17 protein-coding genes are annotated in these 14,827 nt (G+C 47.6%); 14 read left to right on the forward strand and 3 right to left on the reverse strand.

What is annotated here, in order from left to right; genetic code table 11:
• Window positions 1-11: 11 nt before the first annotated feature.
• Window positions 12-899 carry a cation diffusion facilitator family transporter gene (locus HNQ57_RS08995; protein ID WP_184462376.1) on the reverse strand — a complete coding sequence of 296 codons (888 nt, stop codon included), beginning with the start codon at window positions 897-899 and terminating at the stop codon, window positions 12-14.
• A 140-nt stretch (window positions 900-1,039) separates the two neighbouring features.
• On the opposite strand from HNQ57_RS08995, the gene HNQ57_RS09000 reads away from it, so the two are divergent.
• Window positions 1,040-2,245 carry a TMEM143 family protein gene (locus tag HNQ57_RS09000; protein WP_184462377.1) on the forward strand — a complete coding sequence of 402 codons (1,206 nt, stop codon included), beginning with the start codon at window positions 1,040-1,042 and terminating at the stop codon, window positions 2,243-2,245.
• 156 nt (window positions 2,246-2,401) lie between these two features.
• Here the strand turns inward: HNQ57_RS09000 and HNQ57_RS09005 are convergent, their stop codons facing one another.
• A complete protein-coding gene (locus HNQ57_RS09005) occupies window positions 2,402-2,854 on the reverse strand; it encodes a hypothetical protein (protein ID WP_184462378.1) in 453 nt (150 codons plus the stop codon).
• A gap of 591 nt (window positions 2,855-3,445) precedes the next feature.
• Between HNQ57_RS09005 and HNQ57_RS09010 the strand changes: the two genes are divergently transcribed.
• The 4 genes from HNQ57_RS09010 (at window position 3,446) to HNQ57_RS09025 (ending at window position 6,257) form a co-directional block, all read left to right on the forward strand.
• On the forward strand, window positions 3,446-3,844 hold the full coding sequence (locus HNQ57_RS09010) for a hypothetical protein (RefSeq protein WP_184462379.1): 399 nt from the start codon (window positions 3,446-3,448) through the stop codon (window positions 3,842-3,844).
• Window positions 3,845-3,873: 29 nt separating this feature from the next.
• A complete protein-coding gene (locus HNQ57_RS09015) occupies window positions 3,874-4,248 on the forward strand; it encodes a hypothetical protein (RefSeq protein WP_184462380.1) in 375 nt (124 codons plus the stop codon).
• 159 nt (window positions 4,249-4,407) lie between these two features.
• Complete coding sequence (locus tag HNQ57_RS09020) at window positions 4,408-5,565, forward strand: iron-containing alcohol dehydrogenase (protein WP_184462381.1); 1,158 nt, start codon at window positions 4,408-4,410, stop codon at window positions 5,563-5,565.
• Window positions 5,566-5,648: 83 nt separating this feature from the next.
• Entirely contained in the window at window positions 5,649-6,257 is a 609-nt protein-coding gene (locus tag HNQ57_RS09025) for a glutathione S-transferase family protein (protein WP_184462382.1), read from the forward strand.
• Window positions 6,258-6,337: 80 nt separating this feature from the next.
• Here HNQ57_RS09025 and HNQ57_RS09030 read toward each other — a convergent pair whose 3' ends face one another.
• Entirely contained in the window at window positions 6,338-7,207 is an 870-nt protein-coding gene (locus tag HNQ57_RS09030; RefSeq protein ID WP_184462383.1) for a CPBP family intramembrane glutamic endopeptidase, read from the reverse strand.
• Window positions 7,208-7,366: 159 nt separating this feature from the next.
• On the opposite strand from HNQ57_RS09030, the gene HNQ57_RS09035 reads away from it, so the two are divergent.
• The 9 genes from HNQ57_RS09035 to HNQ57_RS09075 all read left to right on the forward strand — a co-directional run bounded on the left by HNQ57_RS09035 (window position 7,367) and on the right by HNQ57_RS09075 (window position 14,722).
• Window positions 7,367-8,125: a lipoprotein intramolecular transacylase Lit gene (locus HNQ57_RS09035; protein WP_184462384.1), complete on the forward strand. Its 759-nt coding sequence runs from the start codon at window positions 7,367-7,369 to the stop codon at window positions 8,123-8,125.
• A 217-nt stretch (window positions 8,126-8,342) separates the two neighbouring features.
• Window positions 8,343-8,843, forward strand: a complete 501-nt coding sequence (locus HNQ57_RS09040) for an AP2/ERF family transcription factor (protein WP_184462385.1) — start codon at window positions 8,343-8,345, stop codon at window positions 8,841-8,843.
• A 127-nt stretch (window positions 8,844-8,970) separates the two neighbouring features.
• Window positions 8,971-9,558: a hypothetical protein gene (locus HNQ57_RS09045; protein WP_184462386.1), complete on the forward strand. Its 588-nt coding sequence runs from the start codon at window positions 8,971-8,973 to the stop codon at window positions 9,556-9,558.
• Window positions 9,559-9,621: 63 nt separating this feature from the next.
• A complete protein-coding gene (locus HNQ57_RS09050) occupies window positions 9,622-10,035 on the forward strand; it encodes a hypothetical protein (RefSeq protein WP_184462387.1) in 414 nt (137 codons plus the stop codon).
• Window positions 10,036-10,141: 106 nt separating this feature from the next.
• On the forward strand, window positions 10,142-11,059 hold the full coding sequence (locus HNQ57_RS09055; RefSeq protein ID WP_184462388.1) for a hypothetical protein: 918 nt from the start codon (window positions 10,142-10,144) through the stop codon (window positions 11,057-11,059).
• Window positions 11,060-11,257: 198 nt separating this feature from the next.
• Window positions 11,258-11,545, forward strand: a complete 288-nt coding sequence (locus HNQ57_RS09060; RefSeq protein ID WP_184462389.1) for a hypothetical protein — start codon at window positions 11,258-11,260, stop codon at window positions 11,543-11,545.
• A gap of 19 nt (window positions 11,546-11,564) precedes the next feature.
• Window positions 11,565-11,885, forward strand: a complete 321-nt coding sequence (locus tag HNQ57_RS09065) for a ssr3402 family protein (RefSeq protein ID WP_184462390.1) — start codon at window positions 11,565-11,567, stop codon at window positions 11,883-11,885.
• Between the two features lie 502 nt (window positions 11,886-12,387).
• Complete coding sequence (locus tag HNQ57_RS09070) at window positions 12,388-14,019, forward strand: phosphoethanolamine transferase (protein WP_184462391.1); 1,632 nt, start codon at window positions 12,388-12,390, stop codon at window positions 14,017-14,019.
• Window positions 14,006-14,722: a phosphatase PAP2 family protein gene (locus HNQ57_RS09075; RefSeq protein WP_184462392.1), complete on the forward strand. Its 717-nt coding sequence runs from the start codon at window positions 14,006-14,008 to the stop codon at window positions 14,720-14,722. The genes HNQ57_RS09070 and HNQ57_RS09075 overlap by 14 nt, the downstream gene beginning before the upstream one ends.
• Window positions 14,723-14,827: the final 105 nt, after the last annotated feature.

A 14,827-nucleotide genomic window follows, 5' to 3' on the forward strand; every position in this document is an offset into this window, starting at 1 on the left:
AACCGCATTAATTAGTGAGAATGTTTTGAGGCGTCTCGGCAAAATTCGTCCGGAAACTCCAGTTCGATTGTGGTGTGGCTTAGCTCGTACCTTGCCATCGCGGCGGCAATAGCCGCTTTGAGCGATACTAACTCGGGCTGTGCGTAATGTTGATTCAGGATTAGGTGGGCGGTTAGCACATGATGCTCACCGTCTAAGGACCAAAGGTGGAGGTGATGAATGTCACTAACATGGTCGATGGCCAGCAGTTCATCCTGAATTTGACTGCGCAGCTCGCGATCTGGGGTCGCTTGCAAGAATAGGCGCAGGGTTTCGATTAAGGTTTTGACCACATTAAAGAGGATAAACAGGGTAAAACCGATGGAGAGCAGGGGGTCTAAAATGGGGAGTTCAACCACCATTAACACCAAGGACAATACTAGGATGGCAACCCAGCCCAAGACATCTTCAAGTAAATGCCAGTTGAGCATGCGTTCGTTCAGGGTTTTGCCGTGGCTTAATTTGTAGGCTGCATAGCCGTTAACCGCCACGCCCAGTATGGCCAAACCTAGCATTCCAGTAGCATTAGGCATTTCTGGATGCGCCAAGCGCGGAATGGCCTCGCTCAAAATCCACACTGCGCCCAGCACCAATACCACGCCGTTGATTAGCGCGCCAAGTAAGGAAAAACGGCGATAACCATAGCTATAGTGGTGACTGGCCTCTTTGTCGGAGATTTTACTCAGCACCCAGGCGGAGCCAATGGCAAGGCAATCTCCTAAATCATGAACCGCGTCCGCCATTATCGCCGTGCTATTGGTTAAATACCCACCAACAAACTCAACGATGGTAAAAGCAAAATTGAGGGCGAAAGCCCAACCTATACGTTCTGAGGCGCTATGGTGATGGTGATCGTGCATGTTTTCTCGCAGATTGATGGACTGTAGGACAAAAACATTACCCCTCGCAAAAACAATAGCCTATGCTGCGTGGCAATGTCGAGGCAGGGAATCCTCTAAACTAAACAAAGCGCTCTCTATAAAGACAAAAGGTTGTTGCCATGCCAAATCTGGCCTTACTCCACTTTATCCCGTTTCGTCGTGCAGATATTTTACAAATGTGCCTACAAGAAGGGCAGTTAGACGCGGAAAGTCTGGTGCAATTCAGGGCCGGTGCCGCCCATATTGAAAGCCACTTTCGCGACGATTTTCACCGTACCAAGCATGCTCTTAAAGATACCTATTTCAGCCTAGATCCCGACGCCGATACTCGTTTAGTGTATCTGGATAATAGCGATAGCTTGGCCAGTGCCAAGGACTTAGCGCAGCAGGTAGCGCAGTTACTCGAACGCGCGAATTACGACAAGGTGACCCCTGAGACGCTTGCTAATGCACTGGATTCTGCGTCGTTATTTCATATTAGACTTATGGTAAACCTAGATGATTTTGACGAGGTCTTACTGTACACCCGTGGCGCCAGCGAACGCACTGAAGAAATACGTGGGCCGTTTAATCTGTGGCGCAAGACGGTTCATTTTGTTAATTACGATAGAGTTGTCCTGTATTTACGTTTTAAAGATACCGTGAACGGAAGCAGCACAGCGGCGGACTGTCGGCCCGGATCAACTATGTTGAAACTATTCCAAAACGTGCCGGACGCCGACTTGGAAATGCTTTTCCCCAACACTCAAGTTGGAATGCGTTTGCGCGACAAATTAATGATAGGTATACCCGCACTCGTGAGCGGAGGGATTGTGCTCACCACCAAGCTTGGCGCGACATTGGTCTTAACTGCGTCTTTGTTAGGTTTTTGGCTGGGTTGGCACAAGGAAGCGGTGACATTAGACCGCAACGCCATCATTGTACTGTTGGCGGGCGCTGGCACTATTGGCGCCTATTTGTTTAAACAGTTCAGTAATTTTAAAAATCGTAAATTGCGTTTTACCGAGGCGCTTACGAGGAATCTCTACTTTAAATTACTGGATAATAATGCGGGGGTTCTGTATCGCCTACTCGACGACGCTGAAGAAGCCGAGTGTAAAGAAAGCTTACTGGCCTACTACTTTCTATTGGCGGCGCACCAGCCCCTCAGCGCGCAAGAACTCGATCAGCGTATTGAGGTTTGGTTTTCCCAGCGCTGGCAGTGCCAATTAGACTTTGACGTTGATGACGCGCTACGAAAACTTGCGGCGTTAAAGCTAGCGTATTTGGATGACAATTACTGGCATATTTGCAGCGGCGAGACAGCCCTAACTAAAACCAAGTAAGTAAGGCGAAACCAATTCAAGGTAGCTTGCAATGGCGAGAGTGAACGCACTCTATGTCACACTTATAAAAAACGAGTCAATCATGGCTGCGTTTATATATCAGACACAAGTCGCACTGCATAGCTACATTAAATTACCTGGGCAGTGCGACTAACATTACAAAACGGTAGCTAGCACGGGAACGGCTGTATTTACCAAGTCAATGGCGATGGGGAGTAAACCAGCGGTTAAATCTCCGCCTACCAATGGAATGCCTGCATCCAATAAACCGCTGGCCAAAACACCATTAAGCAAGGGCAAGGCAGTATTTACGCCGTCAATTGCAACAGGCCCTAAACCTGCCAAAACACTGCTACTTAGGTCTGTTACGAGTGGGAGCGTACTCACCAGAACACTATTCACCAGTGGCAATGCAGTATTGACCGTATCAATTGCGAGCGGGGTTAAACCGCCTAAGATAGCTGACGTTGGCAGGCCAGCATCAAGCAGGTTTAATGACGGTATTGCGCTTCCGCTAAGGGGCCCAAGCGCTCCAGACAGCAAGTCTTGAGCGTGACTTACGGCACTAATTGATAAAAGTAATGTTAAGGCGACGCAGTGCTTTTTCATGGTAATTTCCTCACGTAGATAAATAGCTATGACACAAGTTGGTTTTCAATCATGGCTCAGCAAATTCGGTGCCAAAGCCTAATCTTAGGCGGTGTCACCGTAAAAATGATCGCCTATGACAGGTGATTTAAGCCTTATAAACCGGGTATATCAGACTCTGCTGTTATACGAAAAATTTGGAGTGAGATTCTTAAATCAGCTCAAATTGCCGCTGCTGTAAAAATGGCCATAGGGGTGGCGTGGTAAGAATGGATTATAATTGGGCAAAATATCGCGAAGAGGGTATTTCGCTTGAACCAAGCTGGGGCGTTACACGCAGCGCAAATTCTGAGACATAGCACCCTGAATCTCGGGATAAAAGCGAGAAAGGGCTATTCATGCCCGAAGCGATTCTTACGCAGAAGTTGGTCTTTGGTTTGACCCCTCGTTGCAAAGTGAGGATATTAGGCTTTGCGAAATTAACCGCTATAACGGCTCGCATCTTGCTACTCTATAATTAAATCCGATATAAGATGACAGTAATATGCGTAACATATTGATTAATATGCCCTTATTTTTAGACGATGCATCGGCATTGTTTGGCTGTGAGCGATGAGCTCAGTCTTGCGTCGCAATTTGCGAATTAAAGTAAGAGGCGCTAAACAGGCCGGCTATGTGATCACCACAGAACTGGTGCTTCTCGCCGCTGCCTTGCTCGTGGGTACAATCATTGGCTGGATCGCCATACGCGATGCACTCCTGCAGGAGATGTTTGATTTCGCCTCCGCCATTGAGGCAAACACCTATTTCGCGTTTGACGGCTTGTCCGCTGGTCAGCAGCCCAACGCATTCGAAAACTCTTCGCCGACTAATTTTTCAGGGCGTTCGGCGTATATTGCAAACAACAATGGAGAGGGTGGGGTAATATTAATTACTGGAGATAACGACGACACCACCACAGATCCAGTAGACCCGCCAATTGACCCACTCGACCCCGTTGTTGACCCTTAACACCGACCGATCCAGGTCCAAGCGCGCCAGTGTACAGCGAGATTCCTTTTTTAGATGTTGTCGATCCCGATCCCTTGGCATTGGTGGTCATAACGGAAAAAGTCAGTATTTTGGACTGTATATCCAGCGCCACCCGCTACAATATTAATATTGCCAAAGTGCTTGGTGGCGATTTGACTGGTCAGTGTGAAGTGCTATTAAACGAAGTGCCAGATCCAAGTACCATTCCTGCTGATATCGAAAATATTGCGTTTCTCTTACTAATAGACCCTATTACTGGTCTCACAACGGATCGCGTCAGCATTGCGGACTGTATGGCTCGTTTGGCAACGGCGAGCGCTGGCCAAATTTACATCGAAGACTTGGCCGCAGATGGTATTGGCAGCTGTACAATACTTCCTTAACCATAAGCTGTGATAATCTTAGCCGCGCTTTGATGCGTCTCCTCGCTGCAGTGGGACAGTTTTAGCGGGTAGATTCGCTAAGGTTTTATCACTGGTATAAAAACGATTAGCGTAGACTACCCGTACAAGTCTTTTTTTAAGTGATTAAAAGGGTATTTCATGTTGAATTTCAGTTTCTCTAACGTAACCCGCATCCATTTCGGTGAGGGCCAAATTCAGGTTATAACCAAGGAAATACCTGCCGACGCCAAGATCCTATTAGTTTACGGCGGTGGTTCGATAAAAAATAATGGCATTTACGAACAGCTCTCCCTCGCACTGGCCAATCATAGTGTTGTGGAATTCTCTGGCATTGAACCCAACCCGAGCTATGAAACCTTAATGAAGGCGCAAGCCTTGATTACCGAAAACAGCCTTGACTATATCTTAGCCGTTGGCGGCGGCTCTGTAGTCGACGGCGCAAAGTTTATTGCCGCTGCAGCCTGCTACGAAGGTCAAGACCCTTGGGACATTATTGCAAAGCGCGAGCGGATTCGTGCGGCGCTGGACATCGGTGTGGTATTGACCCTGCCTGCCACGGGTTCCGAGAGTAACTCCGGCGCGGTGGTTACCCGCCACGGCCACAAAGGCGCATTTTCAAGTCCCCTCGTTAGGCCTAAATTTGCGGTACTCGACCCCGCGGTGACATTGAGCTTGTCAGATCGCCAAATAGGCAATGGCGTCGTTGATGCCTTTGTCCACACCATGGAGCAGTACCTCACTTACAGCGTTAATGCCAAAGTGCAAGATCGCTTTGCTGAAGGACTTTTGCAAACCTTAATCGAAGAGGGGCCAAAGGCACTGGCGCCAGCAACTAAAAATGATCTTGCCGTGCGCGGCAATATTATGTGGGCTGCCAGCCTCGCCCTCAATGGCTTGATTGGTGCTGGTGTTCCTCAAGACTGGACCACCCACATGATTGGCCATGAACTTACCGCAGCGCACGGAATTGACCACGCCCGCACTTTGTCCATCGTGCTGCCAGCAGTTTTAAAAGTACGACGGAGCGTTAAGCGGGAAAAACTGCTTCAGTACGCCGACCGGGTTTGGGGAATTAAGGACGGAGACGAAGACGCTAGAGTTGATCAGGCAATTGCCGCAACCGAAGCGTTTTTTACCGCCATGGGCTTGCCTGTCAGGCTGTCAGAGGTCGATCTTGGCGCGGAGCATATCGATGAGCTACTTGCCAAACTTACTGAACATGGCATGGTGAAATTGGGTGAACAGGGCGAAGTCACGCCTGTTATTAGCCGCCAAATCCTAGAGATGGCTGTGTAATCGATGTTTGTTGAGCTGACGCGAAAGCGTCAGCTTCTCGTTTTAGGACTCGCTAAACTTTACTTCATTTAAAAGGCGCCGACATGATTACTGTTCACCATCTAAATCAATCGCGTTCAAAACGCGTAATTTGGCTTTTAGAAGAGCTGCAAACACCCTACGAGGTGGTGCATCACCAACGCAACTCGCAAACTAATCTTGCGCCAGAGAGCCTTGCGGCAATTCATCCGCTCGCTAAATCACCGGTTATTGTCGATGGTGAGCGCACTTTGTGTGAGTCGGGCGCGGTAATGGAATACCTGTTAGACCAAACTCCTCAACACAACTTACGTCCGGCTAAAAGCGAGCCATGCTATTACGACTACTTAGAGTGGCTGCATTTCGCCGAAGGCTCTCTGGCCATGCCAGTGATTATAAACATGATTATGAAGCGCGAAGAACGGGCGGGTGATAAGCCGCTAGATGGCTATATTGCCAAAGAGCTCGCTCTCGATTTTAGTTACATAGAGGCGACATTGAGCCGCAGGGACTATTTTGCTGGGGATCGGTTCACGGCGGCAGATATCATGATGTGCATGATTTTGGAGATCGCTTTTGTGCATGACATGCTTACTGGTAAAACGAATACCCTTGCGTATCTGAGTAAACTCCAGGGCAGAGATGCATACAAAAAAGCGGCGAGTTTTGGGTAAGGCTTAACTCCAACGCTGGCGACCTAGAATCGCCAGCGTTGTTTGCTTACTCAATCTTAGCCGCGCGGAACAGAGCTGCGCTAGAAAGGCCAAAAAACCTTGGGGATGTTTCCCTGCTTCAAAAGCGACGCCACATCCATGCCCACAGCAACACCGGCATGTACAAAGAATCCTCCCCAAATTGACGCCGAACGCAGCGCCAAAATCCCTAAAAACAGCCCAAACAAAATCGCTCCCCCGGCTTCCGGCCATAATTTAGGGAAGTGAATCATTAGATACGGCACGCACATTATCCATACTGCATTGGCGCCCACTGCGGGCCGTAATGCCTGCAGGAAAAACCCCCTGAAGAAAAATTCGAGGCATATGAACTGGCTAAGATAAAGGCATTCCCAAGCGAGAAAGTCGAACCAGCTACGCCCAGCCAAGCGATAAAAAGGGTAGTGGGCAACAAAGTCTCGGTTAGACGCGGCAATGACGACAAAAAGTAATATTGGCGAGAGTAGCAATAAATAGCCCGCCCAGTGCTGGCTAGTGTTATTCCAGCGCCAACCGAAATCAGCCACGGGCAGTTTAATATAGCGTTTAATGACGAGTGCCGGAATCAGTACATAGCCAACAACGTGCCAGGCTGTCCACCAAGCATAAGTCATTAGCTCGACGAAGCCTGTCTGCCTAAGGGCCTGATACAGATAATGCGATGGCTTATCGACTACTTCACTCAAAATTTGCAGTAGGGCGAGGAATACCGAAGAGTATTTAAGGTAGTGAATGATTAACAAACAGACCGAAACGCAGGCCAATACCACGAATACTCGACGCAGGGCATGGGGGCGGCTCAAGGTATAGCTCGGCGCATTGCTATCAATTTCATCCAGTGCGGCCAAGATTTGCTTAGGGTGCAGATCTTTTATAATGCGTTTACCGATACCGGTGCTCGTCATACTCATCAGCAAGTCTCTGTTAAATAGCCTAGCGCAAATTTTACACCCTCATTCTACTCGGCTTTTAGGGGTGATGTGGCAATGCATGCCAAATTGCTTAGACGGTACCAAGCCCAAGGCAGATCAGCTAAGCTTGGCGCCGAACCCAATTAGGAATACGCAAAGATGGTGCAGAATATTGCCATTATTAGCCGTAACATGCTCTACAACATACTTACGCTCAGCGTCAGCTTGTTTATCGCCTGGCATTTACTCTTAGCCGGCGATTTTTTTTATGGCTTTTGGCATGACCATATCGGGATTGCTGAGAATATTCGTCAGTATGGGCCAGAGAATATATATCGAACGGGCTTTGCAGACACCACTCGCGCACAACGTATTGAATTATTTAGCCAAATTTGTCACTCGATTAGTCATCAAGGCGCGGGCCTGGCTGACATACGCTATTCAATTCCCGAAAAAGGCATTAACAGCCCCTTATTACACCAGGCCGAAATCATTCACTTACAAGATGTTGCCAATTTAATTAGCACCCTACAAAAAGGCGAGCCATTACTGTATTTGGTGTGGGCGGCTCTTCTAGCGACCTTTATTGCTAAAGCCTGGCGTCTGCCATCTTGGCGCCAGTTATTACTGGCAAATGCCTTCTGGATCGGCGCCGTCACAATACTGATCATGGTAGTCGGGTGGGTTAGCGTCTTTTATAAACTTCACACACTGATCTTTCCAGATAAACACCAATGGTTTTTTTATTACCATGAGTCGTTGATGTCGACCATGATGCAAGCCCCAGATTTATTTTTGTATATAGGCCTTTCTCTTGCTGTGCTGAGTGGGTTGCTTTACGGCTGCTTACATCTCTTAGCGCGCTTGTTATCGCGCTACCAGGTTCAAGCCTCCCGGATGATGGGTAGCTCGCAATAAAGTCTAGCGGGGAACGGCTGTAGCTCACCGCTGTCATATAAGGCTTTGGGTAGGACATTCGACAGAATGCGTACCATTTGAAGGGTACTATACTGTCTTAGGGCTTCTCCTTGCCGGACTATTGACCGAAACGCTAAATTGCTGGTCACAGGCTGACTAGCTTAGAATTGGTGTATATACACCCTAAATTATTAAAGAAGTGAGACTCACCGGACACATGTCTAAACCTAAGGCCATGTATGGCATTTCCAGAATAGACGATGAGATTTACCGCACACACGCTTGGCGGGTGAGTCTGCGGCGCCAGAACAAACTACTCGTTAAAAATTTCCCTGATAAAACCTACGGTGGAAAACGCAAAGCCTTACTCGCTGCTAAAGCCCATCGGGATCAGGTTATTGACCAATACCCACCAACGACTCGCCAGCAATTCTGCAATGCCCCTAGGCGCCACAACACCTCCGGCATTCCCGGTGTTTATCGCTATGCAAAGCGCTACAAACTTAAAGACGGCTGCATTAAAGAAATTTGGTATTGGGAGGCTCACTGGCCCGCCAAAAAGCCGGGCGATTTTGGTAAAGCGACGTTCTCAATACAGCGTTATGGCGAGAAACAAGCAAAGGCACTTGCCGTGGCCGCTCGTGAAGCGGGAGTTCAACAATTAAAAGGCGTCTTTTGGGCAAGTGAGCGGGGTACATCTCAGCTCACTTTATTGTAGTGAATTTACCGTTATTGTCTTTGCGCTATGCACTCATACATAGCGCAATGCTGCCTTTCGCTAACGCAGTTCGGATCAAATAAGCTCGCGCCTAATCTCCTGCGACAATATTTGAATGGGGTTATATATGAAATATTACATCGTAGCACTAGCCCTTTTGTTAGCAAATTTCAGCTATGCGCTCGATGGTATTGTGCTATTAAGTAGCGCTGAAGCGTCGCCTCAGAAAACGATTAAATACGCTGCGCCGCTCCAAAAGGAGATAAAAGATACACTAGACCTTGGCGATAGCCTGTCGAAAGGTACGCTAAAGTTGCTTAACAAAAATAGCAAAAACTATCGCGCCACTATTCAGCTCGAAACCAGTATGACGGTTACAGCCGAAGGCCCTCACCTCGATTTAACTGACTGGAAGCACTGCACCTCCCAATGGCATCGTATCGCGGAAGTGAAGGGCGGAGAATATACGCTGCCCGATTTCAATGACATTGATGTCGACTGTTTTCCAGCGGTTTCTGATCAAGAACTCAAAGCAGAGGTGTTACGCGCGGGCGGTGAACAGTGGCTAAGCATACTGGAGGGTGAGGGCTGGCCCGAGGGTTATAAGCCTGTTGAAATTTCGCTTAGTACGGTTCGCCTAAAGATTGAGGAGAACACGGCTGCTGGCTGGCATGTGGTAACCGTTATTAATATGAGTATTCCTATGGGGTGCTAGCGGGCGCGAAGTGTGCCGCATCGGTCAATTCTTGTTGAATACATTCTGTACAGGGTTCATATCATGCACATTAAGATCATTATGTTACTTGTCATCAGCTTATTACTGCAGGCCTGTGCTGGCAGTAGAGCCAGTTATGAATCTCTTATAGAGACAAAAAATGATACTACGGCTATTTACCTGTCGCTAGGCGAAACCAAAGAAATTCTAGCTGTAAGTAATGGTTTTCCGGGGTGGTGGGGATTTTACCCCGGCGTCAGCTCGATCTCTCCGCAAATTGCGAGTGTAGCCTGCAAGGATGAGCGTAGTTTGATACCGTTCCGTTCTCCTGGTGTTATTTTTGGTGGTGAGGTTTGCTATTTAACCGCCAATAGCCTAGGTGAAACGTGGGTAGTCCCTGACAATAAAATGTCCCGAGGTATGTCGGGGCAGGTGTTGCCAGAGAATAAAATAAAAATTGTTGTCACGAAGCCCTAATCGATATTTTAAGAGGGCGCGGCCATGCAATATTTTTGTTCATGCTTAAGACCTCGGCTGCCAAAGTCCGATGTGGTTTTCGATGCATGTCATAGGTGATAGCTAGATGGTATTCACAGTATTGGCGACTCGCGTATTGGTCTTTCATTTTCTGTTTTTTGTTGTTCAATTCAGCCTTGCATTAGAGGCTTCTAACCGTAGTTGGCAGCTGTCCGCGCCGGGCAAAAAGGCAATGGCGATTAGCATTTCTAGCGGATTTGATGAGCCTGGAAGGTTAACTCTTAGCATTGATAAGAATAATATTTTTGAACGACCAATGAATCGCGGCGAGTTATACGGTGTTTGTCTTGAGAAAAGTACCGATTTTCCAAGTTTTATTGTGGCAGAAGTCCTAGAGGGAGTCGGGCTTGAGCAAGTCTATGTTCTGAGGAAAGACAATAGCTGGCAATTAATAACACTCCCGAGTGTAGGTGGCGTAGGGAGCGTTGATGAACTTGAAGGCTGCACTACTGCTGCCAGTAATTGGAGCCTAGATGGCACGACCGTTAATTGCGAATGTGATTTCAGCGGTGTTATCAGGCAGCAATTACAATGGAATAACTGGCATGATTTACTTGGCGAGTTTCAAACTGGCCTGTATTTAAATGCATCAGCAGCTCAGCTTAATCCAAGGATAATAGAGGACGCTGCTCAAGTGGACCACTTAGTCGCAGAAGCCCGCGCTAACGAGGTTATTACCTTTGAGGAAACCGTAAACAATCGTCACTGGGTCATTATTGAACATAGAAACCCCATTTACGGATCGGTTTCCCTTGGGATGTTTAAACAGGATAAGCAATGGTCTGTTTGGTATTACGTACGGGGAAATAGTAAATCCTTCAATGCGATTAGCGATATTGACCGGCCAAGCGAAAACCTACTTTCCGGGACGCTTTGTATTGCGGGCTGCGACTGGTGGGGCAGCTTAGCGAGCGTCGATATTGCTCTTGATACATTAATGTTCGCGGTGGTTGAGCGGGAATGAACACACGTTGCTGGTTCCTATCGACGCTAGATCCAGCGCCTTTAGAGTGAAGGGGACTATGTGAACACGTGGACTAGGCTAAAATTGCAGCTGACCCTTAAATACTTGCGTTTTATGGCTAGGGCAGCGTCTATTTATTCGCCAAAGAGGGCGTCGATAACCAAATATCGAGCCAGTAAAGTAGGCGTCCAGCTTGAGATGAATACAGTACTCATGAAGCAATTTAAGGATGCACGAGGTAAACAGAAAAAGTCATTCCACTGGGGCAATATAGGCTGGCAGGTCGAAAATGCTGCCGCAGAGTGTGAAATAATATTGAGCTCGCCTGATTCGGAGGAGTTAGCACACTATTTTGCCCGAGTTTTGCCCGCTATTTCGGCTTTGGCCAACAGTTATCGCTTAAGTCAAATCGATGAAAGTGGCTATGCATTAGCTACGGTACGAGAAATTGAACGTGCGCTAATTGAAACGTCAGCCAAGATGTAAAATTAAAAAAGGTGGAAACATGAAGCAGATTAAGAGGGCGGCTGTCGCGGCTTTACTCGGATGGAGTGTTTTAGGGAATGCCGCATTAGTACCAGCGGCTGTTCATCTTAGGGACGTGGAGACGATGCTTGAGTTTATTCGCAAACATCAATATGTAGCGATGGGCCTAGAAAGCATCGATCTATTATCGCTAACGGTTTTCTACAACAATAACTGTGAGGCAAAATTCGTGCGGAGCAAGCCTAGCGTGTTAAATCTAGGGCGGCCAGGCCCGCAGCCTGGCATCGTGTTTGAACGCAGTACTTGTCCATTAACTGAAAACAATGAAGCCTCACAATGATTTTAACCGCAGCAGCGACAGTCACGCACAAGTGAAACCCGTGAGAAAATGGCTATTATTTGGTTTCAGCTTATTGCTAGTTGAAATATTGATAGCTGCAATCTTACTCAAATTATTTCTGTGGGTTGAACGAGACTACTGTGCACCGTATTTTCGTGCATCTGGGCATTGCTACGCGAAATGGTTTACCGTGTTTGAGTCAGCATTCTATGTAGCGTTAGTAGTGCTAATGAGTAGCGCTGTCATTTTACTCTGGCGACAGATCTTACGCAGGTGACCAAATATCAAACAAGGTTTAGCTCAGTTCTTTCCTTTATTTAACATAATATACATTATACGAAGTTATGGGTGTTCGGTGTATGATCAATCTTAAGCGTTTCTTAATTATTGGCCGTTACGCTAGCTACACTGCGAACCAGCTAATTATATTAACTGCGCGCTATTTGGCTCAGTGAATCATCCGTCGCCACATAGCGATCAGCGTGTACTACAGAGAAACCTTATGTCTTTGCCTTATCGCCTAAGCCCGAACCGAATTATCATTGCCGCGGCATTATTCCTCGTTGCCACCGCAAATCTGACGTTTTTCCGTGCAGTGCTCGCACTGTATCCTGTGGCAGATAATATGGGCTTTGTGGTGTCGATAGCGATTTTGTTGACCGCTTGTTTGACGCTCTTGATGTCGGCGTTCAGCTTGGTGTTACCTTGGCGATGGACAGTAAGCCTATTTTTATTAACTGCCGCCGGGACTTCGTATTTTTCGGATCAGTTCGGCACGGTTATCGATTTAGATATGATTCGTAATGTCTATGAAACCGACGCTGCAGAATCTATTGATTTATTCAGTAGCGGCCTTCTTTTTCGTGTGTTTTTCCTTGGTGTGGCGCCTGTAGTCTTGCTTTGGTGGCTCCCAACACCAGCGACTGTTTTCGTTCGCGAGAAAGTCTTTCATGCGCTCACTGGCCTGTTAGCTGTGGGCGTTATGGCTATTTGCGTGTTTGGTTTTAGCAGCCAATACGCAAGTTTTTTCAGGGAACACAAAACAGTTCGCTACTATATTAGTCCGGCATACCCTATTTACTCAGCCATGCAGTTTGCCGCTAGCTTTGCGCCAACATCTGCCCCGCTTCCTTTTATGGGCTTAGATGCGATGGCAAATATTTTGGAAACCGAAGATGCCCATGCGGAGCTAGTGATCCTCGTGGTTGGTGAAACTGCGCGAGCGGATCATTTTTCCTTAAATGGCTACCAACGAAACACCAATCCCCGGCTTAGCGTCGAAGCTAATTTAATCAGTTTCAGTAATATTCATTCTTGTGGAACGTCAACAGCGATATCCGTGCCGTGCATGTTTTCTTACTCAGCGCATGATGGCTTTGATGTAAAAAGCGCGAGAAACACCGAAAACGGCCTAGATTTGCTGCAAAAAGCCGGTGTAAATGTGCTGTGGCGTGATAATAACTCAGACTCTAAAGGCGTGGCAGACAGGGTGCCATTTGAAAATTTTCGCAGTGCCGCGTTAAATCCCGCCTGCGATGAAGAATGTCGCGACATCGGCATGTTGGATGGCTTGCAGGCCTATATTGACGGTAAAAGTGGCGATATTTTGATTGTGTTACACCAAATGGGGAGTCATGGCCCCGCCTACCACCGTCGCTACCCAGCGGAATTTGAAAAATTCACCCCTGCCTGTCAGTCGAATGAGCTCGCCGATTGCACGCAAGATGAGATTATAAATGCCTATGATAATACGATTCTCTACACCGATTATTTCCTGTCCCAGGTCATCGCGCTGCTAAAAGCCAATTCGCCAAAGTATGAGGCGGCAATGTTCTATGTTAGCGACCACGGTGAATCCTTGGGTGAGTCGGGTATTTATTTACACGGCATGCCTTATAGCTTTGCGCCCGAGGCGCAGACTCATGTTCCGGTCATTGCTTGGATAGGCCCATCGTCAGATATTGATTACGCGCAGTCACTTGCATTAAGAGATCAGGCAAACTCCCACGATGTGGTTTTTGACACCCTGCTAGCGGTGTTTGAGGTGACGACCGAGCTCTTGCCCGCTGCCGAGGTAAAATTGGTGGTTCTGGAGGACGAAGAAGACGAGAAGAATCACAATGTCGCCCGCTAAGCATATTCAATACACTCTGGCTGCGTTCATTGTAGTAATACTGTGCTTTGAGTTGAGTAACTTGGATTTATGGATTCAGGGCTTCTTTTACAATGCCAGTAGTCAGCGCTGGCTATTCCAGATAGACGGAAATCCTTGGCGTCATTTTTTCTTTTACGATGGCCCTAAAAGGCTCTTAATCCTTTTTGAGTTTGCGTTGTTAGCCAGTGTGCTGTTTTTTCGAAAAGCGGCATTTGTCCAACACTACAAACGTGGCTTACTTATTGTATTGCTTGCCCTGCCCCTTGGCCCAGCCGCTGTATCCTTATTAAAAGGCACTACGAACGTCGCCTGCCCCTATGCACTGAGTGAGTTCGGCGGCGAGCTGCCCTATCTCAAATTATTTGAACGCTACCCTGCCGAGAAACAGCCAACAAAGCAGCAGCGATGCTTCCCTGCCGGCCACGCCAGCGCTGGCTTTGCTCTGTTAACGCTTTACTATTTACCTAAGTCACGGCGTCGACGGCGCCAAATGGTAGTCCTAGCGCTAACGGCAGGTTGGGCCATGGGTGGGTATAAAATGCTCCTTGGTCATCATTTTTTTAGTCACACACTGGCCTCGATGTTGCTGTGCTGGTTAGTGATAAATTGCATTGCCCTCCTAGTAGCTCCGACCTTGAGCCTTAGCGGACGGAGTTCACTCCAGCAACATAGAGCCTCGTGATGAACTGGAAAGTTTGTTTGGAGATTGGACCAATAACGGTTAGCCGCTGCTGGCTAAAAAATGCGTCCGCCTCAGCAAAAGGTTTAACAGCACACCGGTAAACTT

The sequence above is a fragment of the Zhongshania antarctica genome, from assembly GCF_014202945.1.
Lineage (GTDB): Bacteria > Pseudomonadota > Gammaproteobacteria > Pseudomonadales > Spongiibacteraceae > Spongiibacter > Spongiibacter antarcticus.

Bases quoted from the DNA above. Each gene is read 5' to 3' on its own strand.
- HNQ57_RS08995 (WP_184462376.1), bottom strand. From the start codon at position 899: ATGCACGATCACCATCACCATAGCGCCTCAGAACGTATAGGTTGGGCT.
- HNQ57_RS09000 (WP_184462377.1), top strand. From the start codon at position 1,040: ATGCCAAATCTGGCCTTACTCCACTTTATCCCGTTTCGTCGTGCAGAT.
- HNQ57_RS09005 (WP_184462378.1), bottom strand. From the start codon at position 2,854: ATGAAAAAGCACTGCGTCGCCTTAACATTACTTTTATCAATTAGTGCC.
- HNQ57_RS09010 (WP_184462379.1), top strand. From the start codon at position 3,446: ATGAGCTCAGTCTTGCGTCGCAATTTGCGAATTAAAGTAAGAGGCGCT.
- HNQ57_RS09020 (WP_184462381.1), top strand. From the start codon at position 4,408: ATGTTGAATTTCAGTTTCTCTAACGTAACCCGCATCCATTTCGGTGAG.
- HNQ57_RS09025 (WP_184462382.1), top strand. From the start codon at position 5,649: ATGATTACTGTTCACCATCTAAATCAATCGCGTTCAAAACGCGTAATT.
- HNQ57_RS09030 (WP_184462383.1), bottom strand. From the start codon at position 7,207: ATGAGTATGACGAGCACCGGTATCGGTAAACGCATTATAAAAGATCTG.
- HNQ57_RS09035 (WP_184462384.1), top strand. From the start codon at position 7,367: ATGGTGCAGAATATTGCCATTATTAGCCGTAACATGCTCTACAACATA.
- HNQ57_RS09040 (WP_184462385.1), top strand. From the start codon at position 8,343: ATGTCTAAACCTAAGGCCATGTATGGCATTTCCAGAATAGACGATGAG.
- HNQ57_RS09045 (WP_184462386.1), top strand. From the start codon at position 8,971: ATGAAATATTACATCGTAGCACTAGCCCTTTTGTTAGCAAATTTCAGC.
- HNQ57_RS09050 (WP_184462387.1), top strand. From the start codon at position 9,622: ATGCACATTAAGATCATTATGTTACTTGTCATCAGCTTATTACTGCAG.
- HNQ57_RS09055 (WP_184462388.1), top strand. From the start codon at position 10,142: ATGGTATTCACAGTATTGGCGACTCGCGTATTGGTCTTTCATTTTCTG.
- HNQ57_RS09060 (WP_184462389.1), top strand. From the start codon at position 11,258: ATGAATACAGTACTCATGAAGCAATTTAAGGATGCACGAGGTAAACAG.
- HNQ57_RS09065 (WP_184462390.1), top strand. From the start codon at position 11,565: ATGAAGCAGATTAAGAGGGCGGCTGTCGCGGCTTTACTCGGATGGAGT.
- HNQ57_RS09070 (WP_184462391.1), top strand. From the start codon at position 12,388: ATGTCTTTGCCTTATCGCCTAAGCCCGAACCGAATTATCATTGCCGCG.
- HNQ57_RS09075 (WP_184462392.1), top strand. From the start codon at position 14,006: ATGTCGCCCGCTAAGCATATTCAATACACTCTGGCTGCGTTCATTGTA.